Consider the following 18,156-nt stretch of genomic DNA (forward strand, 5'->3'; position numbering starts at 1 on the left):
TTTGCTGCATGATTTCGGGCCCGGGCCAGGCCTGGCAGCAGACCGCGCCAACCCGGGAGATCCGAGTACATGGGGGTCACCAACACGAGGACGCAATCGACATGACTATCAAGCTGCAGGCCATCGCCATTTGCGCAGCCCTGCTCGCCCCTGCCGCCTGGGCAGGCAACGACACCCACTGGAGCTACGCCGGACCGACCGGGGCCAGCCATTGGGGCGAACTCGACGCCGGCTACCAGACCTGTGCGCTGGGCAAGCACCAGTCGCCGATCGATATCCGCACCGGCAAGACCATGAGCGCCGACCTGAAGCCGATCGGCTTTGGCTACACCGCGACGCAGGCAACCGTGGTCAACACCGGCCATACCATCCAGGTCAACCTGCCTGCGGGCGGGCAGGCAGAGTTCGACGGCGCGGCGTACAAGCTGGTGCAGTTCCACTTCCACACGCCGAGCGAGGAGAAGATCAACGGCAAGGCCTATCCGCTGGTGGCTCACCTGGTGCACCAGAACGCCGAAGGCAAGCTGGCGGTGGTGGCAGTGCTGTTCAAGACCGGGCGCGAGAATGCGGCGCTGCAGCCGGTCTTTGCCAACCTGCCGGCCAAGGCCGGCGAATCGCGCGAGCCGGGTGCGCCGATTGACGTGGCGGCACTGCTCCCTGCGCAGCAATCCTACTGGGCGTTCACTGGCTCGCTGACCACGCCGCCTTGCAGCGAGGATGTGAAGTGGCAGGTGTTGAAGACGCCGGTGGAGATTTCGGCGGCGCAGCTGGCAGCGTTCCGCAAGCTTTACCGGATGAATGCGCGGCCGGTGCAGCCGTTGAATGGGCGGGTGGTGCAGGCGGGACGGTGAGGGTCGTCGCGTACCCATGACCTTTGCCTGACTGCTTGTGTGCTCCCTCTCCCGCAAGCGGGAGAGGGGAGCAAACCGACGGTATGGGAACGACCTCCGATCAGGAAAGCCCGCGCAGCGCCAGCTCGCCGCCCAGCACCAGCAGCCCACAGAAGAACAACTTGCGAAAGCGTTCCGCACTGATGCGATGCCGCAGCCATTGCCCGATGAACATGCCGCCAAGCGCAGGCACCAGCGCCAGCAATGAGGCCCCCAGCACCGGGGTGTGCAGCAACGATCCGCCCAGCGCCAGGCTGACCGCGAGCGCAATGGTCGATATCGTGAAGGACAGCCCCAGCGCCTGCACCAGGCTTTCCTTTTCGAGTCCCAGACCTTGCAGGTAAGGCACGGCGGGAATCACGAACACGCCGGTCACGGCGGTGATCGCGCCAGTCACCAGGCCGACCACTGGCCCAAGCCAGGCCTCGGCCGCCGGCGGCACGTGCAACCTGACCGCGGCCAGTCCGACCACCGCATACAGCACCAGCGCCACGCCAAGCGCCGAGGTGGCATGGGTCATCATTCCTGCCGGCACCAGCGCCGCGCACAGCCACGTGCCGGCGCAGATCGCCGCCAGCATCGGCCATAGCCGAAGTACCAGCAGGCCGAAGCGCGGACCGCTGAAGAGCTGCACCACGTTGGTCACCATCGACGGCGCCACCAGCAGTGCCGCGGCCTGCGCCGGCGGCATCACCAGCCCGAGCAGTCCCACCGCGACGGTGGGCAGGCCCAGGCCCACCACGCCTTTGACAAAGCCGGCCAGCAGGAAGGTCAGGCCGATAAAGGCAGCCTGCGTGCCGATTGCTTCCATCGTCATCGCTGACTCCTTCAGCCGGGCTTGCGGTCGTGCACCGCGCGGCTGTCGGCGGGGGCTTCGTCGCGCTCGTGCATGCCATAGTCGCGCAGCACTTGCGCCACGCGCAGGCGATAGTCGGCGAACACGCCGCCGCGGCCCGCGGCCTGCGCCTCGCGGTGCGCCACGGTATTGCGCCAGGCCAGTACGGCGGCCTCGTCGCGGAAGAACGACAACGACAGTACCTTGCCCGGGTTGACCAGGCTCTGGAAGCGTTCGACCGAGATAAAGCCGTCGATGCTCTCCAGCTCGCTGCGCAGCCTTGCGGCGATATCGAGGTAGGCGTCGCGGCGGCCCGGCGCGGGCTCGACTTCGAAGATGATGGCGATCATGTGGGCTTCTCCGTGTTCCTGGATCGTGGTCTCAGCAAAAATGCGGGATGCGCGCGTTCAGCGACGGACGATAGCGGAACGCGCGCGCCAGTGCGGCCGGATCGGCCCCGCGCGCCAGCAGCGCCCGGACCGTGGCGCCGGCGAGCGCCTGCGCCAGCCGGTCGCCGGGGCACGTGTGACGGCCATCGCCGAAGGTCCACGGCCGCTTGCCATCGGCCATGCCGATGCAGGAAGCCGCGGCGAGCAGCACCAGCACCGCGTCGCCGGCCTTGACGTCGTGGCCGCACAGGCGGGCATCGGCGGCGAGGAAGCGGCGCGTATTCTGCACCGGCGGATCCGACACCGCTACCTGCGCGGCCAGTTCTTCCGGCACGGTACCGGCCGGCACCGTGCCACGGCCGAGTTGCAGCAGTGTATTGCCTGCCAGCGCGGCGGTGGCTTCGCAGGCCTGGACCAGCAAGCCGATGATGTTGGCCGACACCGCTTGCGCATCGATGCCCGCAGCGTGCGCGGCCTGGTGCAGCAACGGCAACGGCCCTGATGCCGGTGCTGGCGGTAACGCGTCGGCGAGCCAGATGGCAAGCCATTGCGCGGCGCCGGCGCCGGCTTGCACTGCGTTCGTGTCGGCCAGCGGCGACTGGGCGGTGGCAAAGGCTGCGACATGACCGGCAACCGCCACGGCCATGTCGCGATCCACGGCGACCGGCAGGCCGAGCAGGTCGGCCAGCGTCACAACCGGCAGCGTGAACAGGAAGCCATTGACGCGCTCGGCGGACATTGCCGTGCCGGCGGCCAGCAGCGCCGCCAGCGCTGCCGCACGGTGCGCGGCTGCGGACGGATCGATGGCGGCCAGCAGCGGCATCAGCAGCCCTTTCAGCGGCGCATGCGCGGCGCCGTCGTTCATGCGGATCAGCCGGCCGAACAGATCCCCGGCAGGGGTGCCTGCCAGTGCCGGCGGCACCGGCTGCGCGGGCGGGCGTACGCGGCACTCGGGGTGGGACAGCACCGCTGCGACTTCCTGCGCGCCAGCCGCGACCCACAGGCCGAGCCGCTGGTCGCGGAAGAACGGCCGGTGCATCGCCAGCTCGCGGTAGTAGGGATAGGGATCGGGGTGCGTGACGGCGCTAAGGGGGTCGATGGCATCGTCGGCATCGGATACGGTTGCGGGCAGCATGGCGGCACATGGAGGCTGGATGTGCTGCCAGTTTGCCGCGTGCGCGGGGGTGGACGCTTCACGGCAACGTGAAAGATGGATTGCCTGCGAGGTGGCGGTCCAGCACACCGGGATCCCGCTTGCGCGCGGACCCGGTGCCTTCCAACTTCGACGGCGCTGCTTCAGTACTTCGACGCCGCCAATTCACCGCCATCCTGCGCCGCCTCCGCCACCGGCTCATCATTCCTGTGCGCCAGGCGGTACAGCACCGGCAACACCAGCAGCGTCAGCGCCGTCGACGACAGGATGCCGCCGATCACCACCGTGGCAAGCGGGCGCTGCACTTCCGCGCCTGTGCCGGTGGCCAGCGCCATCGGCACGAAGCCCAGCGACGCCACCAGCGCGGTCATCAGCACGGGCCGCAGCCGCGTCAGCGCGCCGTCGCGGATCGCCGGGTCCAGCCCCATGCCCTCCTCGCGCAGCGAGCGGATGAACGACAGCATCACCAGCCCGTTCAGCACCGCCACGCCGCACAGCGCGATAAAGCCCACCGCGGCCGAGATCGACAGCGGAATGCCGCGCAGCCACAGCGCGAGGATGCCGCCGGTCAGCGCGAACGGGATGCCGGTGAAGACCAGCAGCCCGTCCTTGACGTTGCCGAACATCGCGAACAGCAGCACGAACACCAGGCCCAATGCCAGCGGAACCACCACGCGCAGCCTCGCGGTAGCGGACTGGAGCTGCTCGAAGGTGCCGCCCCAGCTGATCCAGTAGCCGGCGGGGATGCGCACGCGCTCGCGAATGGCGGCCTCCGCCTCGGGCACGAAGCTGCCGATATCGCGACCCCGCACGTTGGCGCTGACCACGATGCGGCGCTTGCCGTTCTCGCGCGAGACCTGGTTAGGGCCAGGCGCGATCTCCACGGCGGCGACTTCGCTGAGCGGGATATAGCTGGTGCGCGCGCCGGCCGCGGTGTCCTTCGGCAGCGCCACCGGCAAGCGCCGCAGCGCCTCCACGTCTTCGCGCACGGCATCGGGCAGGCGCACGACGATGTCGAAGCGCCGGTCGCCGCTGAAGAAGGTGCCCGACACCTTGCCGCCGATGCCGATCGCCACGGCCTCCTGGATATCGCTCAGGTTGAGGCCGTAGCGCGCGGCCTTGTCGCGGTCGATATTGACACTGAGCATCGGCAGCCCGGTGGTCTGCTCGACCTTGACCTCGGCCGCGCCAGCAATGCCCTTCAGCACGGCGGCGATGCGGTTCGCGGTGTCTTCCAGCACTGCATTGTCGTCACCGAACACCTTGACCGCCACGTCCGAGCGCACGCCCGAGATCAGCTCGTTGAAGCGCAGCTGGATCGGCTGCGAGAACTCGTAGTTGTTGCCGGGGAGCTTGCCGACCTCCTCGCGGATCGCGGCGATCAGCTCGTCGCGGGTGCGGCGCGGTGCGGGCCATTCGGACTGCGGCTTGAGCATGATGTAGCCGTCCGAGATATTCGGCGGCATCGGATCGGAGGCGATCTCGGCGGTGCCGGTGCGCGCGAACACGCGTTCGATCTCCGGGAATTTCGCCTTCAGCGTGGTCTCGACCTGCTGCTGCATCGCCACCGACTGCGTCAGGCTGGTGCCGGGAATGCGCAGCGCCTGGATGGCGAGGTCGCCCTCGTTGAGGCTGGGCACGAACTCGCTGCCCAGGCGCGTGGCGATCGCCAGCGACAGCGCCACCGCCACGCCGGCCAGCGCCAGCACCACCGGCGTCGCCGACAGCGAGCGGTCCAGCAGCACGGCATAGCGGCGCCGCGCCCAGGCCATCAACCGGTTCTCGCGCTCGGCCACGCGATTGCCGATGGCCAGCGCCACCGCCGCGGGAACGAAGGTGACCGACAGCACCATCGCGCCCAGCAGCGCCAGCACCACCGTGATCGCCATCGGGTGGAACATCTTGCCCTCGACGCCGGTCAGCGCAAAGATCGGCAGGTACACCACCATGATGATGAGCTGGCCGTACAGCAGCGGCCGGCGCGCCTCGCGCGCGGCGGCGAAGACTTCGTGCAGGCGCTCGGTGCGCGTCAGCGCGCGGCCATGGCGTTGCTGCGCATGCGCCAGGCGCCGCACGCAGTTCTCGACGATCACCACCGCGCCATCGACGATGATGCCGAAGTCCAGCGCGCCCAGGCTCATCAGGTTGGCGCTGGTGCGGGTGTGGACCATGCCGGTGAAGGTGAACAGCATCGACAGCGGGATCACCAGCGCGGTGATCAGCGCCGCGCGCAGGTTGCCGAGGAACAGGAACAGGATGGCGATCACCAGCACCGCGCCTTCCAGCAGGTTCTTCTTCACCGTGGCGATGGCCTTGTCGACCAGCGTGGTGCGGTCGTACACGGTGATCGCCTTCACGCCGGCCGGCAGCGTGCGGTTGATCTCCGCCATCTTGCGGTCGACGGCCTGCGACACCGTGCGGCTGTTCTCGCCGATCAGCATGAACACCGTGCCCAGCACCACCTCGCGGCCATCCTCGGTGGCCGCGCCGGTGCGCAGCTCGCCGCCGGTCTGCACGCTGGCCAGGTCGCGCACGCGGATCGGCTGGCCTTGCGCGGTGCCGACGATGACGTCGCGGATATCGTCGAGCGAGCGCACCTGGCCCGGCACGCGCACCAGGTATTGCTCGCCGCGCCGCTCGATATAGCCGGCGCCGACGTTGTCGTTGTTCTTCTCCAGCGCGGTCACCACGTCGGCGAGCGACAGGCCGTACGATGCCATCCGCTCCAGGCTGGGCGCGACCACGTAGGCGCGCGCATGGCCGCCGATGGCATTGACCTCGGTCACGCCAGGTACGTTGCGCAGCTGCGGACGGATCACCCAGTCCTGGATCTCGCGCAGGTCGGACAGCGTGTAAGGCGTGCCGTCGGGCTTGCGCGCGTTGGGCTCGGCTTCCACGGTCCACAGGTAGATCTCGCCAAGGCCGGTCGAGATCGGCCCCATCGCAGGCGTAATGCCGGTGGGAAGCTTGTCGCGCGCTTCCTGGATGCGCTGGTTGACCAGCTGCCGCGCGAAATGGATATCGGTGCCTTCGCGGAAGATCACCGTGACCTGCGACAAGCCGTAGCGGGACAGCGAGCGCGTCTGCTCCAGGCCGGGCAGGCCCGCCATCACGGTCTCGACCGGATAGGTGATGCGCTGCTCGGTCTCCAGCGGCGAATAGCCGGGCGCAGCGGTGTTGATCTGCACCTGGACGTTGGTGATGTCAGGCACGGCGTCGATCGGCAGCCGGGTGTAGTTGTACAGGCCCAGCGCGGCCATGCCGAGCACGGCCAGCAGCACCAGCCAGCGCTGCTCGATGACAAAGCGGATCAGGCGTTCGAACATGGCGCCTCCCGCTCAGTGCTCATGCCCGGCGCTGGCCTTGCCCAGCTCGGACTTGAGGATAAAGCTGTTGGCCGCGGCATAGCGCGCACCGGCCTGCAGGCCTTCGGTGATCTCGACCAGCTTGCCGCCGCTGCGGCCGGTCTTGACCGGCTGCACGGCAAACCCGCCCGGCACCGCGACGAACACGGCACTGCGCCCATCGACCTGCTGCACGGCATCGGCTTCCACCGTGACCGGCACCTGCGTCGCGGCGCCCAGCACGCTGACCGTGACGAACAGCCCGGGCCGCCACGCCATGCCCGGATTGGACAGCGTGACCCGCGCCTTGGCGGTGCGGGTCTGCTCGCCGAGCAGCGCGCCGACGTAGGAGACCTTGCCCTCGGCCTGCGTGTCGGAGGCGGTGGAGCGGATCCTGACGGTCTCGCCCACGCGCACCTGGTCGAGGTCTCGCGCCGACACCACGAACTCGGCCCAGACCGAACTCAGGTCCGAGATGGTGAAGACGCTGGCATCTTCCTTGACGGCCTCGCCCAGCGACAGGTGCTTCTCCACGATGATGCCGTCGAACGGCGCGCGCAGCGCGAAGTGGTTCAGGCTGCCGCCCTTTCCGTCTATTCGATCCTTGCCGGCGCTCTCCGATGCGCCGATCGCGACCAGCTTCTGCCTGGCGTTCTGCACGGCGATCTGCGCCTCTTCCAGCGCGGTGCGGGCCTGCTGGTAGTCCTGCTCGGCGGAAATCTTTTCCTGCCACAGGGTCTTTTCGCGCGCGTAGGTGGCGCGGGCCAGCGCCTCGCGCCGCTGCGCCGTGAGCAGTTCGCTGCGCTGCTCGGCGAGTGCCGTGCTGGCGATCACGGCCAGCACCTGGCCCCTGGCGACCTGCTCGCCCAGGTTGGCGGGCACCGCCTGCGCCACGCCCGCGACGCGCGGCACCACGTGCGCGGTGCGGTCATCGTTGAAGCGGATCTCGCCGGGGAAGTCGACGCTGCCACGCAGCGGCGCCGGACCCGCCGTGGCAATGCCGATGCCGGCCTGCTGCACCTGGTCCGGCGTCAGCCTGATGACGTGGGGCTGGTCGGCGGCCTGCGCGGGCGCAGCGGCGGCAGCGGGGGCGCTGGCCGGCGAACTTGCCGGCTGGTCGTGTGCGTGGCCGTCGCCATGGTCGGCATGCTCGCCCTTTTCAGCGTGTTCGCCATGCTCATGCCCGGCCTCGGAGCCGCCGCCCTTGCCCGTGAACAGGATCGCCGCGCCGCCCAGCAGCCCCGCGACCAGGATGGCCGCCACCGCGGCCCGTTGTTGCTTGCTCATTGCCATGCTTGGAGCCTTCCGTATCAGTGTCCGAGGATGCGGTCGATGCTGGCGGCCGCGTCATAGGTGCGGGCCAGCACGTCCAGGTAGCGGACGCGCGCCTGGAACAGGGTGCGCTGGGCATCCAGCACATCGAGGAAATTGAATTTGCCGGCCTCGAACCCGCGCGAAGCGGCGGCATACGCCTGCTCCGCCGCGGGCAGCACCGAGCCCTGCAGCGTCTGCGCCGCGGCGCGCGACACCGACAACTGCGTCGACGCCTGCTGCAGTTCATTGGCCAGCCGGATGCGGTTGGCGGCATGCACATCCTGCGCGCGGTCGGCGCGGCGCAGCGCCGCGTACAGGTTGCCCTGGTTGCGGTCGAACAGCGGCAGCGGGATCGCCACGCCCAGCACGGCCATGTTGCGGTTGGCCTCGTTGTCGCGCTTGGCGCCGAGGCTGACGGTGACGTCGGGGTACTGGCGGCTGCGCGCCACCGCCACTTCGGCGCGGCTGCGTTCGGCGGAGAGCCGGCTCGCGGCCAGCAGCGGCGAATCCTCCAGCGCGGTTTCCAGCGCGGCGGGCGCGGGGCGCGACGGCAGCGCGTCGAGGTCGCCCTGCGCCTGCGCGAAGCGCGGCGCGGCGTTGCCCCACAGCACGGACAGCGACTGGCGCGCCGACTGCAGCGCGCCGGTGGCCTCGGCCAGTTCCAACTCGGCATTGGCCTGCTCGACCTGCGCCCGGGTCGCTTCCAGCGGCGCGACCTTGCCGGCGGCGACACGGCGCGAGGCCGCCTGCGCCGCGCGGCTGGCGATGCCGACCGAGCCTTCGGCCAGCTTGACGCGCTCCTGCGCGACCAGTACGCCGAAGAAGCGCGCGATCACCGCCGCGCGCAACTCGGCACGCACGCCGCCCAGCTCGGCCTGCGCCAGCTCGCGGCCGCGCTCGGCCACGCCGATGCGGGCGGCGCGCTTGCCGCCCAGCTCGATCGGCACGTTGAACTGGCCAGTGGTCGAGCGCGTGGCGCGGCGCGTGTCTTCCATCGACACCGCCAGCTCGGGGTTGGGAATCACGCGCGCCTGCGTCAGGTCGCCCTCGGTGGCGTCCAGCTCCTTGCCGGCGGCGGACAGCGCGAAGCTCCCGGCTTCGGCCAGCGCCAGCGCGGCGTCCAGTGTCAGCGAGCCGGATGGCTCGCGTACGCCCGCACCGCCCGCACCGGTGGCGTACGGCGAGGGTTGGATGGCAGCTGGTGGCGTCTGGGCGACGCCGGCAAGCGGGCTGGTCAGGACGGCCGCCAGCCCCAGCGGCAGCAAAAGTCTTCGCATCGAATTGCACCAGGAAAGAAACCGGGAATTCGGCGAGACGCCTGAGTTCAGCGAATCAGGAAGAAATCAGGGAAGCGGGTAGCGTCGTCTCGCCGGCTAAGCGAGACGGTGCCACTGCGGGCGGTCGGGGGCCCTGGCGCTGTGGGAAGAGAAGGCGGGTTGCGGCGGGGCCTGCGCCAGTGCAACGCGCTGGCTGGCCTGCACGCGCGGCCCGTCGGCGCGGGCGAACGGCACCGAGGCGATATGGCAGACGCCACAGTCGGGATCGGCAACGCCCAGCTTGTCGACATCGGCGCCGGCCTTGGTTGCATGCTGGCCGGCATCGGCCTTGTGCTGGTGCTCGTGATGCCCCAGGTGCGCCTTGGCCGCCGTTGCCACCTCATGCCGGCAATACGCGGCCGCTCCCGCCCAGGCGAACTGGAGCGGCAGGATCAGTGCGAGGACGATGAGGAGCAGGCGTTGCATGTCGGGAATGGCAGCGAGCCGAAAGTTTAACCGAGGCCAGGCGATGTTCACGCGGCGAGCCGATTACATTTGCGTCATGACGTAACGACGGAAAGCCAGCCAATGCTATTTCAATTTATTTGAATAACTTATCCATACCCATCCCCGCTTGCGCGCGGCAAAGACCCCTATAGTTCGTGACATGACCGGCACGCAACAAGGCAAGACGTTCTGCCAAATTCAACGAATAATACCGGAGAAATCTCATGACCAAGACCGCCCGCTTCGCTTCCGCCCTGTTCCTGTCGCTGGCCGCCCTCGGCGCTGCGCACGCCGCTACCGCCGCCGAACGGCTGCCAGGCGACAACTATGGCTACGGGTTCCGCTCGCACGACGTCTTCGCCGATGGTGCGCGCACGCTGGCCGCCGCCACGCTGCCTGGCGACAAGTACGGTTATGAATTCCGCTCGCACGATGCCTTCACCGATGGCGCCCGCGCCGGCAAGCCCGATCCGTATGTGGACGGCGCCCGCACGGTGGCCGGACTGGACCGCCGCAGCGTGTCGGCAGCACCGGCGCGCAGCTTCGACCCGTACAGTGAAGGCAGCCGCGTCGGTGGTTTCGACCCCTACGGCGAGGGTGCACGTGCGTAAATTGCCGTGAGTTTGCTCCCCTCTCCCGCCTGCGGGAGAGGGGAGCCTTTGCCAGTGCCGTCAGCTTACGTTCAGCGCATCCAGGCGCGACCCCTGGCTACGGACAGCGGCCTCAATCCTCCCGCCCCATTCGCCGCATCGCCTCCCGCATGGTCCGCATCTGCGCGCTGAACACGGTGCAGGCTTCGCAGATCGCCAGGTGGCCGCGCACGCGCAGCCGTTCCACCCACGACAAAGGCTGGTCCAGCCCCTTCATGGTCAGGTGGTGAATCTCTTCGCAGTCCGGCAGCAGGCGGCGGTTGGGGCGGTCAGGCATGGTCGTTGCCGAGGGTTAAGGGAAGAGATCGAGCGCGGGGGGCCGATCAGCTCTTGCCGGCAGCGCCACGCTGCCCGAACCAGTGCAGCTCCAGGCACGCGCGCAGCCGCATGCGGGCCCGGTACAGCATGGCCCATGCATTGGTCGCGCTGATCTGCAGGACCTGACAGATTTCTTCGGTGTCGAGCTCCAGCCATTCGCGCATCATGAAGAGCCGGCCCAGCCGCGGCGGCAGCCGGTCGACGCATAGCTGCAGGATTTCAAAGAACTCGCGGCGCTCGAAGGCGCGCTCGGGATCGCCCCAGTCGGAAGGCGGATGCTGGTAGTGGCCGTTGCGCGTGAACAGCGCGTCCAGCGCCTCCTGCTCCGACTGCACCTCGCCGTCCTCCGGCGCCACCAGCGCCAATCGCACCTCGCGCCGGCCGCTGCGCAGGCTATCGATCAGCTTGTGCTTGAGGATACCGACCAGATAGGTGCGCAGCGAGGACTGGCCGGCAAAGCGCTCCGGGTGCTCCAGCGCGGCCAGCAGCGTATCCGACACCGCGTCTTCTGCCAGCACCTCATCGCGCAGCTGCAGGCGCGCAAAGCGCAGCAGGTAGGGCCGTACAGCCTGCAATTCGGCAGGATCGAGGCTCATGGGGACGCGTCAGCGGCGTTGGGAGATGCGCCATGATACCGCTGGCGCACGCTTCAGGGCGCACGTCAGTTCAGTCCCCGGAATTGCCCGCACAGCCTGAACACGTCTTCAGTCAGCGGCACCTCCCGCGCGCGGGCATAGCGCGTGGCCAGCTTGAGCAGCTCCTTGATATCGCGTCCACTGGCCTTGGGGTAGGCCCGCAGCAGCGCCTCGACCAGCCCCTCGCCCAGCTCCGCGCCGAACTGCGCGGCCTGCAGCCGCCACAGGCGCCGCGCATCCTCCTTGCCCGGCGTTTCGTAGTGGATGGTGGCGATGCAGCGCGACAGGATGGCATCGTCGACATCGCCGATGCGGTTGGTGGTCATGAACAGCAGGCCGTTGAAGTACTCCAGCGTGCGCAGGAACTCGGCGACGATGGCATTGTGCTCGAGGTCGTTGTCGCGGCAGCGGATATAGACGTCGGCTTCGTCCAGCAGCAGGATCGCGTTCCAGCGCATGGTGCGCTGCAGGATGCCGCCCAGGCTGGCGCCGACCGACGCCGCCGTGGTGCCGAGCTGTCCCGAATGGACGCGGTACAGCGGCTTGCCGACGACTTCGGCATAGACCTCGGCGGTCAGCGTCTTGCCCAGTCCGGGCGCGCCCTGGCACAGGATCGTGGTGCCGCCCGACTTGCCGGGCACGAAGTCCGGCACCAGCACGTCCATGTGCGAGGTCAGGATATCGATCAGGTCGCGGTGGTGGTCAGGCAGCACAAGCTTGTCGCGCAGCTCGGGCTGGTAGCGGTATTCGGTCAGGTGCTGAACATGCACCCAGAGATTGCGGTGCCACTCCAGGTGGAAGAGATGCACGTAGCCGTGCAGCGGCACCGACTCGAAGCCCGCTTCCACCCCGGCCTCGCGCCAGAACGAGGCATCGCAGCTCATCTCGAAACGGCGCGCGAGCCGCTCCTCGTCATTGACGCAGCGGGCTGCTGCGCCGTCCGGCACGCGCGTCAGTTCGGCCGCACCCTTGGCGTCGAGCGACCACGCCGGTCCGCTGGCGACAAACTGCGCGCCGAAGCGGCGCTGGTAGCGCATGAAGCGCCGCGCGTGGTGCTCGTACTCCTGCCGGAACTCGGCGCACTCCTTGTAGAAGCCGAATTCGGCAAGCAGCTCGGGAATGGTGCGGTTGGCAATGTCGTCGCGCGTGATCACCATCGATGTGGTCATGCCGGCGCGGCGCTTGTGGTGGTCGGTCAGCTCTGAATTGGCGGACTGCATGGTGTTGGCCAGCAGGTCCACCACCACGTAAGCCATGCCCTGCTCCGGCGCGACGTAGCGCATGCGCCGTACCAGCCAGGGCAGCAGCACGCCGTCGCGGTTGCGCTGGTACAGCCAGCCGTCGATGGCATCGCGCGCCAGGTATGCCACCAGCCCGCCGATCAGCTGGTCCAGCCCCGGGATGACGCGCGCCTGCGGGGCATTGTGGATGTTGTCGAGCGCCAGCATCTGGAACATCAGCGCGCGCTGGTTCTGGCTCTTGCTCAGCGTATAGAGCGAGTTCAGCGCCTGCGCATCGAACAGCTTGCTCGACACCATCATGTCGCCATGGCACACGCCATGCTCCTGCAGCTGCCGGGCGAGTGGCGTGCCCGTGCCGATCATGGCGAGCAGCGGGTGGATCAGCGCTTCCGGAATCTCGAAATCCATCGAACACACTCCCGTTGGCCGTGCGCCCCCCGCGGGACGTTCCGGCGACGATTCACTGCAGGAAGAATGCGATGGCCCGCTCCACCACCGGGGGGTGGATGACATGCAGGCCATCGAATTCCACATACTCGACCGCATAGCCTGCGGCCCTGAGCTTGGCCGCGTTGACGCGGCCGCTGGTGGCGATGGGAAGCTGCTCGTCGTCGCGTCCGTGCGCGACGAATACCTTCGGCGCGCCTTCCTGCATGAACACCGACATGAAGCCGCCGGAAAACGCCAGCACATGGCTGGCGATGTCGCCATTGGTGATGCCGATCGACAGCGCGTAGCTGGCGCCGTCTGAAAAACCCGCGAAGCCCACGCGTTCGCGGTCGATGCGGTAGCGCGATGTCACCGCCGCAAGTGCCAGGTGCAGGCGTTCCAGGTCGGGGCCGTTGCCGCCGATCACGATGTCCCAGGTCGGGTAGAGCGACTGCGGCGCCAGCACCAGGATGCCGTGCCGCTGCGCGTGGGGCTCCAGGTGCGGCAGGACCTTCTCGGCATGACCGCCGGCGCCATGGAACATCACCAGCAAGGGCACCGGCGCGCCGGCATCCATGCCATCGGGCACGAACAGCACCGCGTCGCGCTCGGCCGCAATGCCAAGCCCGTGCCGGCCCGGCGGCAACGGGGCGGTGGCCGGGCCGGACTGGCCGGCACGGTGCGCCGGATCGTTGAAGGTGAACGACAGGCGGCCGAACAGGGAGGGATCGAGCATGGCGGGGATCCGAAGGTCAGGCGGAACGTCTGGCAGGGGACCGGAGACCGGAATTCGTGCTGATATTCTGTATATTACATACAAAGGAGGACACGCGCTACCTGGCCCATCGGAGTGCATGAAAGCCGGACAGCTGTCATGCCTGCCGGGAATCCGGTGAAGCCGCTGCGATGGTGTGGGCGCTGCACCGGCGGGCTGCTGCACGGCAGCGGCGGCACAGGACGGAAGGTCGACGGTTCGGCTGCATTGCTCGTCGATTCTGAGCAGGACGCCCGATTGAACGATCAGCCTCAGTTGAGATGGCGCGCCATGTAGTGGGTACGGGCGCCGAAGCTGCGCAGCAAGTTCAAGGACAATTGCGTCTCACGAACGAGGCTGTCGACTGGCGTCAGGCTGAACCCATGCCGGGCGAAGAAGCCGGGGTGTTCGCTGGTCAATACCGTGGCGTTCGAACAGCCGCAGGCGCGCGCTCTCATCAGTAGCGCGCTGACCATGTAGGTAGCCAGCCGGTGTCCGCGAAATTCCTGCAGCACCGCAGCCGTATGGATGGCGAAGGTACGGCCGTGCTGCTCCCCATATGCGCAGCCAATAATCCGCCCTCCAAGCTCCGCCACATGGTAAAGCCTGCTCACGCCGGCCGCGTCAGCGAGCGTCAAGCCACAAGTCTCCAAGACCCGTGCAACGGCTTCCATATCATTCGCCGAAGCCGCACGGAGTCGAACGTCTCTGATCATTTTGAACGCAGCGCTATGGCACCTCGCCTCTACAGAGAGTAGTCCCTTCGACAAGCTTCTGGAGGCAGGCACATTGAATAATCGAAGACTATGCCGCGGCCCGGACAAGGCTGTCATCCCCCAAGCGAGTCGGTAGTGCGGTGCGCCACACACGCTGTGCCGGGGTCGAGGCCATCCATGGCAACCGCTGCTGCTCGCGTTCAGTCATATACTTCCCATTCCACCCTTCACCCGGAGCCAAACGATGGATTACACCCCCGGCATCAGCCAGCTGGCCGGCCTGCTCGCCGACCCCGGCCGCGCCGCCATGCTATGGGCGCTGATGGACGGCAGCGCGCGGCCCGCGGGCGAGCTGGCACTGATCGCCGGACTGTCGGCATCGTCCACCAGCGGGCACCTGGCGCGGCTGACCGAGGGAGGGATGCTGTCGGTGGAGACGCGGGGGCGCAACCGGTATTACCGGCTGGCCGCGCCGGAGATCGGCGTGGCGATCGAGGCGCTGGCGTCTGCGTCGCTGGCCAGCCGGCCGCCGCGGCTGCGCGACGTGCCGGTGTCGCGCACCGCGCCGCCAGCGCTGCGGCAGGCGCGCACCTGCTACGACCACCTGGCCGGCGAACTGGCGGTGGGACTGTTCGAGCGGATGACGCATAGCGGCTGGCTGGTGCTGGATGCGCGGCGCGTGGAACTGAGCGGCGACGGCGCGCAGGCACTGGCGCGGCTGGGTATCGACATTGCTGCAGCGCGGCGCAAGCGGCGCCAGTTTGCCTGCACCTGCCCGGACTGGAGCGAGCGCAAACCCCACCTCGGCGGCGCGCTGGGCGCGGCGCTGCTGGGCAGCCTGCTGGAGCGCGGCTGGGTCGAAACCACGCGCACATCGCGCGCGTTGCGCGTGACACCGGCGGGCCAACGCGAGATCATGCGCATCGCGGCATGAATCGCGGCATGATCAGGCCGCACGGCACCACAGGAGATCTCGCATGGCCACACCACTGGACGACGACACGCAGGACGCGATCGCGCGTTTCTTCGCCCTGATCAACCTCGACGACAGCGCGCAGACGGCGGCGCAGCAGTCGATGTTCGAAGACGCGCTGCTTGACGCCGAGGACGACGACACCGAGGGCGGCGAGCTGCTATGGGTGGTGCGCGAAGTCATCGACTGGCAATCCGGCTTCTTCGTCGACTGGAAAGACTGCCAGTCCTTTATCGGCTGCCTGAACCAGCTGTGCGAGCGCATCGACCTGGAAATCGACTGGGGCACCGACGAACCCGAGGAAGAGTCGTTCCTGGAAGGCACCAGCGTGCCCGAACTGATGGAGCTTGCGCACAACCAGTTGCGCGTGGCCGGCTATACGCTGTGGAACTGGGATACCGGCGGCGACGCCTACGCCGGCTGGATCACGCGCAGCGAGGATGATGAAGAGATGCTCGACCTGGCCGAGCAATTGCGCTTCGAGATCCGGCCCGCCGACCAGCCTTACTGAGCCACGCCGACCGCTGCGATTGGGCTCATCACGCCAGTCGCGGCTACGGCGCCAGCGTCTCGCGCTTGCGCGCCGGCGGGCGCCGCGTCTCGGGCACGCCAACGGTCTGCTCCAGCACGTCAAGGAACACGCGCACGCTTGCCGGCATCAGCTTGCGCGCCGGCATCAGCACGTAGACCTTGAGCGGCGAGGAGGCATAGGCCGGCAGCACCCGCACCAGTTGCCCCCGCTCCAGCTGCTCCTGCACGAAGCGCGGCGACAGCCGCGTCACCCCCAGCCCATCGATGGCAGCCTTCAGCCGCAGCTCGGCGTTATGGGTGCCGATGCGCGGTTCCACGTCCACGCGCGCGATCTCGACGCCGTCGCGCAGGAATTCCCAATGTTTGTCATCCGCGTTGCCCAGCGTGGGCCAGCCCTGCAGGTCCTGCGGCGTGCGCGGCAGCCCGCGCGCGCGGATCAGCGCCGGCGCGGCGTAAAAGGCGCGCTCGATCAGCACCACGCGCTTGCTGGCGAACGAGGTGTCATGCAGCGCGGTGTTGGTCATGACGAAGGCCAGGTCGTAGCCATGGCGGACCAGGTCGGGCTGGTCCCAGCTGACATCGACCTGCACACGCAGGCCCGGGTGTGCACGCAACACCCGCGTCAGCGTTTCCGACAGGTGCTGCGAGCCGACTTCATACGGGGTGGAGATGCGCAGCACGCCGCTGACCTCGGCACTGCCCGAAGCGGCTTCGGCGCTGATCTCGTGCAGCTCGGCGAACAGCGGGGCAACGCGGTCGTAGAGCTGCTGGCCGCGCTCGGTGACGCGCACGCGGCGCGTGGTGCGCTCGAACAGCCGGGTGCCGAGCTGCCCTTCCAGCCGCGCCACGGCGGCGCTGGCAGAAGACTTAGGCACTTGCGCAAGTTCAGCGCCCTGGGTAAAGCCGCCGCCTTCCACCACGCGGCAGAAGATTTCCCAGTCTTTCCAGTCGATGGTCTTCATGCGGGGCTAAGCCGGGTTGGGCGGAGCGGTGGAGCGCGCCATTGTCCCATAGTGCGGACAATGGCGCCGGTCGATGCAGTCAACTTTCAGTACCGGCCCCGCGCAGCCCTGAGGCGGCCGCTTATTCGAACAGGATCACCGACCGCGCCAGCTCGCCGCGGCGGAGTTCGTCGAAGGCATCGTTGATACGCTCCAGCGGCAGGCGCTGTGCAATCAGTTCGTCCAGGTGCAGCCGGCCGGCCATGTAGAAATCGACCATGCGCGGCATGTCGACCGGGAAGCGGTTCGAGCCCATCAGCGAGCCCTGGATGCGCTTTTCACCCAGGAAGTCGCTGCCTTTCAGTTCGATCTTGACGCCCGGCGCGATCATGCCGATGACGGTGGCGGTGCCGCCGCGGCGCAGCATGGCAAAGGCCTGCTCGGTGGTCTGCTTCAGGCCGATCGCCTCGAAGGCATGATGCACGCCGCCGCCGGTCAGCTCGCGCACGGCATCGAGCACGTCGGCATTGCCGGCATCGATCAAGTCGGTGGCGCCGAACTTGCGCGCCAGTTCCAGCTTGGCCGGCACGCGGTCGATGGCAATGATGCGGCCGGCGCCGGCGATCGCGGCACTGTTGACCGTGGCCAGGCCGATGCCGCCGCAGCCGATCACGGCCACGGTTTCGCCCGGCTGCACTTTGGCGGTATGGATGACCGCGCCCATGCCCGTGGTGACGGCGCAGCCGATCAGCGCGGCGCGGTCCAGCGGCATGTCGCGGCGGATCGCCACCAGTGCGTGTTCGTGGATCAGCATCTGCTCGGCAAAGGCTGACAGGTTCAGGAACTGGTTCATGGGCCCGCCCTGCCGCGCCATCAGGCGCGGCTCCTCGCCCTCGCGGCGGCGGGTATCGGGCTCGATGCACAGCGACAGGTGCCCCGTCAGGCAATGCTCGCAATGACCGCAGTACGCCGACAGGCAGGTGATGACGTGGTCGCCGGGCCTGACCGTGCGCACTTCGGCGCCAACCTGCTCGACCACGCCGGCGGCCTCGTGCCCCAGGATGGCCGGCATCGGGTACGGATAGGCGCCGTCCAGGAAATGCAGGTCGGAGTGGCACACGCCCACGGCAGCGGTGCGCACCAGCACCTCGCGCGGGCCGGGCTTGCCGATGGCAACGTCTTCGATCACGAGCGGGGTCTTGGGTTGATGCAGGACGGCGGCTTTCATAACGCTCCTTTGCGGCGGGCGTGCCGGGACGGCACAGTGCAATGAAGCGAAA

At 68.4% G+C, this 18,156-nt stretch carries 18 protein-coding genes; 4 read left to right on the top strand and 14 right to left on the bottom strand.

Annotation, left to right across the window (positions count from 1 at the left end; genetic code table 11):
* Positions 1 to 101 precede the first annotated feature (101 nt).
* A complete protein-coding gene (locus tag J8I82_RS08245; RefSeq protein WP_209756127.1) occupies positions 102 to 851 on the top strand; it encodes a carbonic anhydrase in 750 nt (249 codons plus the stop codon).
* A gap of 100 nt (positions 852 to 951) precedes the next feature.
* On the opposite strand, the gene J8I82_RS08250 is transcribed toward J8I82_RS08245, so the two are convergent.
* The 7 genes from J8I82_RS08250 to czcI all read right to left on the bottom strand — a co-directional run bounded on the left by J8I82_RS08250 (position 952) and on the right by czcI (position 9,667).
* Entirely contained in the window at positions 952 to 1,707 is a 756-nt protein-coding gene (locus J8I82_RS08250) for a sulfite exporter TauE/SafE family protein (protein WP_209756129.1), read from the bottom strand.
* Positions 1,708 to 1,718: 11 nt separating this feature from the next.
* On the bottom strand, positions 1,719 to 2,075 hold the full coding sequence (locus J8I82_RS08255; protein ID WP_209756131.1) for an antibiotic biosynthesis monooxygenase family protein: 357 nt from the start codon (positions 2,073 to 2,075) through the stop codon (positions 1,719 to 1,721).
* A gap of 31 nt (positions 2,076 to 2,106) precedes the next feature.
* Positions 2,107 to 3,249, bottom strand: coding sequence for a cytochrome P450 family protein (locus J8I82_RS08260; protein WP_209756133.1), 1,143 nt, complete (start codon positions 3,247 to 3,249; stop codon positions 2,107 to 2,109).
* Between the two features lie 161 nt (positions 3,250 to 3,410).
* On the bottom strand, positions 3,411 to 6,593 hold the full coding sequence (locus J8I82_RS08265; protein ID WP_209756135.1) for a CusA/CzcA family heavy metal efflux RND transporter: 3,183 nt from the start codon (positions 6,591 to 6,593) through the stop codon (positions 3,411 to 3,413).
* 12 nt (positions 6,594 to 6,605) lie between these two features.
* Positions 6,606 to 7,904, bottom strand: a complete 1,299-nt coding sequence (locus tag J8I82_RS08270) for an efflux RND transporter periplasmic adaptor subunit (RefSeq protein WP_209756137.1) — start codon at positions 7,902 to 7,904, stop codon at positions 6,606 to 6,608.
* A gap of 17 nt (positions 7,905 to 7,921) precedes the next feature.
* Positions 7,922 to 9,202 (bottom strand): TolC family protein, encoded by a 1,281-nt coding sequence (locus tag J8I82_RS08275; protein ID WP_209756139.1) that lies wholly within the window; start codon positions 9,200 to 9,202, stop codon positions 7,922 to 7,924.
* Between the two features lie 96 nt (positions 9,203 to 9,298).
* Complete coding sequence (gene czcI / locus J8I82_RS08280) at positions 9,299 to 9,667, bottom strand: cation efflux protein, CzcI family (protein WP_209756141.1); 369 nt, start codon at positions 9,665 to 9,667, stop codon at positions 9,299 to 9,301.
* Between the two features lie 245 nt (positions 9,668 to 9,912).
* Between czcI and J8I82_RS08285 the strand changes: the two genes are divergently transcribed.
* Positions 9,913 to 10,299, top strand: a complete 387-nt coding sequence (locus J8I82_RS08285; RefSeq protein ID WP_209756143.1) for a hypothetical protein — start codon at positions 9,913 to 9,915, stop codon at positions 10,297 to 10,299.
* 112 nt (positions 10,300 to 10,411) lie between these two features.
* Here J8I82_RS08285 and J8I82_RS08290 read toward each other — a convergent pair whose 3' ends face one another.
* From J8I82_RS08290 to J8I82_RS08310, 5 genes are all read right to left on the bottom strand, one after another.
* Positions 10,412 to 10,615: a zf-HC2 domain-containing protein gene (locus J8I82_RS08290; RefSeq protein ID WP_209756145.1), complete on the bottom strand. Its 204-nt coding sequence runs from the start codon at positions 10,613 to 10,615 to the stop codon at positions 10,412 to 10,414.
* 46 nt (positions 10,616 to 10,661) lie between these two features.
* A complete protein-coding gene (locus J8I82_RS08295) occupies positions 10,662 to 11,252 on the bottom strand; it encodes a sigma-70 family RNA polymerase sigma factor (RefSeq protein ID WP_209756147.1) in 591 nt (196 codons plus the stop codon).
* A gap of 65 nt (positions 11,253 to 11,317) precedes the next feature.
* A complete protein-coding gene (locus tag J8I82_RS08300) occupies positions 11,318 to 12,940 on the bottom strand; it encodes an ATP-binding protein (protein WP_209756149.1) in 1,623 nt (540 codons plus the stop codon).
* A 52-nt stretch (positions 12,941 to 12,992) separates the two neighbouring features.
* The gene (locus J8I82_RS08305) at positions 12,993 to 13,697 is read right to left on the bottom strand and encodes an alpha/beta hydrolase (RefSeq protein ID WP_209756151.1); all 705 of its coding nucleotides are present in this window, start codon (positions 13,695 to 13,697) and stop codon (positions 12,993 to 12,995) included.
* A 290-nt stretch (positions 13,698 to 13,987) separates the two neighbouring features.
* Positions 13,988 to 14,353, bottom strand: coding sequence for a GNAT family N-acetyltransferase (locus tag J8I82_RS08310; RefSeq protein ID WP_245179537.1), 366 nt, complete (start codon positions 14,351 to 14,353; stop codon positions 13,988 to 13,990).
* Positions 14,354 to 14,675: 322 nt separating this feature from the next.
* On the opposite strand from J8I82_RS08310, the gene J8I82_RS08315 reads away from it, so the two are divergent.
* Positions 14,676 to 15,365 (top strand): ArsR/SmtB family transcription factor, encoded by a 690-nt coding sequence (locus tag J8I82_RS08315; protein WP_209756155.1) that lies wholly within the window; start codon positions 14,676 to 14,678, stop codon positions 15,363 to 15,365.
* A 43-nt stretch (positions 15,366 to 15,408) separates the two neighbouring features.
* Positions 15,409 to 15,915: a DUF6630 family protein gene (locus tag J8I82_RS08320; protein ID WP_209756157.1), complete on the top strand. Its 507-nt coding sequence runs from the start codon at positions 15,409 to 15,411 to the stop codon at positions 15,913 to 15,915.
* 43 nt (positions 15,916 to 15,958) lie between these two features.
* On the opposite strand, the gene J8I82_RS08325 is transcribed toward J8I82_RS08320, so the two are convergent.
* Entirely contained in the window at positions 15,959 to 16,897 is a 939-nt protein-coding gene (locus tag J8I82_RS08325) for a LysR family transcriptional regulator (RefSeq protein WP_209756159.1), read from the bottom strand.
* Between the two features lie 121 nt (positions 16,898 to 17,018).
* The gene (locus J8I82_RS08330; protein WP_209756161.1) at positions 17,019 to 18,104 is read right to left on the bottom strand and encodes a Zn-dependent alcohol dehydrogenase; all 1,086 of its coding nucleotides are present in this window, start codon (positions 18,102 to 18,104) and stop codon (positions 17,019 to 17,021) included.
* Between the last annotated feature and the right edge of the window lie 52 nt (positions 18,105 to 18,156).

This window comes from Cupriavidus consociatus, assembly GCF_017814975.1.
GTDB lineage: Bacteria > Pseudomonadota > Gammaproteobacteria > Burkholderiales > Burkholderiaceae > Cupriavidus > Cupriavidus consociatus.

Bases quoted from the DNA above. Each gene is read 5' to 3' on its own strand.
- J8I82_RS08245 (WP_209756127.1), top strand. From the start codon at position 102: ATGACTATCAAGCTGCAGGCCATCGCCATTTGCGCAGCCCTGCTCGCC.
- J8I82_RS08250 (WP_209756129.1), bottom strand. From the start codon at position 1,707: ATGACGATGGAAGCAATCGGCACGCAGGCTGCCTTTATCGGCCTGACC.
- J8I82_RS08255 (WP_209756131.1), bottom strand. From the start codon at position 2,075: ATGATCGCCATCATCTTCGAAGTCGAGCCCGCGCCGGGCCGCCGCGAC.
- J8I82_RS08260 (WP_209756133.1), bottom strand. From the start codon at position 3,249: ATGCTGCCCGCAACCGTATCCGATGCCGACGATGCCATCGACCCCCTT.
- J8I82_RS08265 (WP_209756135.1), bottom strand. From the start codon at position 6,593: ATGTTCGAACGCCTGATCCGCTTTGTCATCGAGCAGCGCTGGCTGGTG.
- J8I82_RS08270 (WP_209756137.1), bottom strand. From the start codon at position 7,904: ATGGCAATGAGCAAGCAACAACGGGCCGCGGTGGCGGCCATCCTGGTC.
- J8I82_RS08275 (WP_209756139.1), bottom strand. From the start codon at position 9,202: ATGCGAAGACTTTTGCTGCCGCTGGGGCTGGCGGCCGTCCTGACCAGC.
- czcI (WP_209756141.1), bottom strand. From the start codon at position 9,667: ATGCAACGCCTGCTCCTCATCGTCCTCGCACTGATCCTGCCGCTCCAG.
- J8I82_RS08285 (WP_209756143.1), top strand. From the start codon at position 9,913: ATGACCAAGACCGCCCGCTTCGCTTCCGCCCTGTTCCTGTCGCTGGCC.
- J8I82_RS08290 (WP_209756145.1), bottom strand. From the start codon at position 10,615: ATGCCTGACCGCCCCAACCGCCGCCTGCTGCCGGACTGCGAAGAGATT.
- J8I82_RS08295 (WP_209756147.1), bottom strand. From the start codon at position 11,252: ATGAGCCTCGATCCTGCCGAATTGCAGGCTGTACGGCCCTACCTGCTG.
- J8I82_RS08300 (WP_209756149.1), bottom strand. From the start codon at position 12,940: ATGGATTTCGAGATTCCGGAAGCGCTGATCCACCCGCTGCTCGCCATG.
- J8I82_RS08305 (WP_209756151.1), bottom strand. From the start codon at position 13,697: ATGCTCGATCCCTCCCTGTTCGGCCGCCTGTCGTTCACCTTCAACGAT.
- J8I82_RS08315 (WP_209756155.1), top strand. From the start codon at position 14,676: ATGGATTACACCCCCGGCATCAGCCAGCTGGCCGGCCTGCTCGCCGAC.
- J8I82_RS08320 (WP_209756157.1), top strand. From the start codon at position 15,409: ATGGCCACACCACTGGACGACGACACGCAGGACGCGATCGCGCGTTTC.
- J8I82_RS08325 (WP_209756159.1), bottom strand. From the start codon at position 16,897: ATGAAGACCATCGACTGGAAAGACTGGGAAATCTTCTGCCGCGTGGTG.
- J8I82_RS08330 (WP_209756161.1), bottom strand. From the start codon at position 18,104: ATGAAAGCCGCCGTCCTGCATCAACCCAAGACCCCGCTCGTGATCGAA.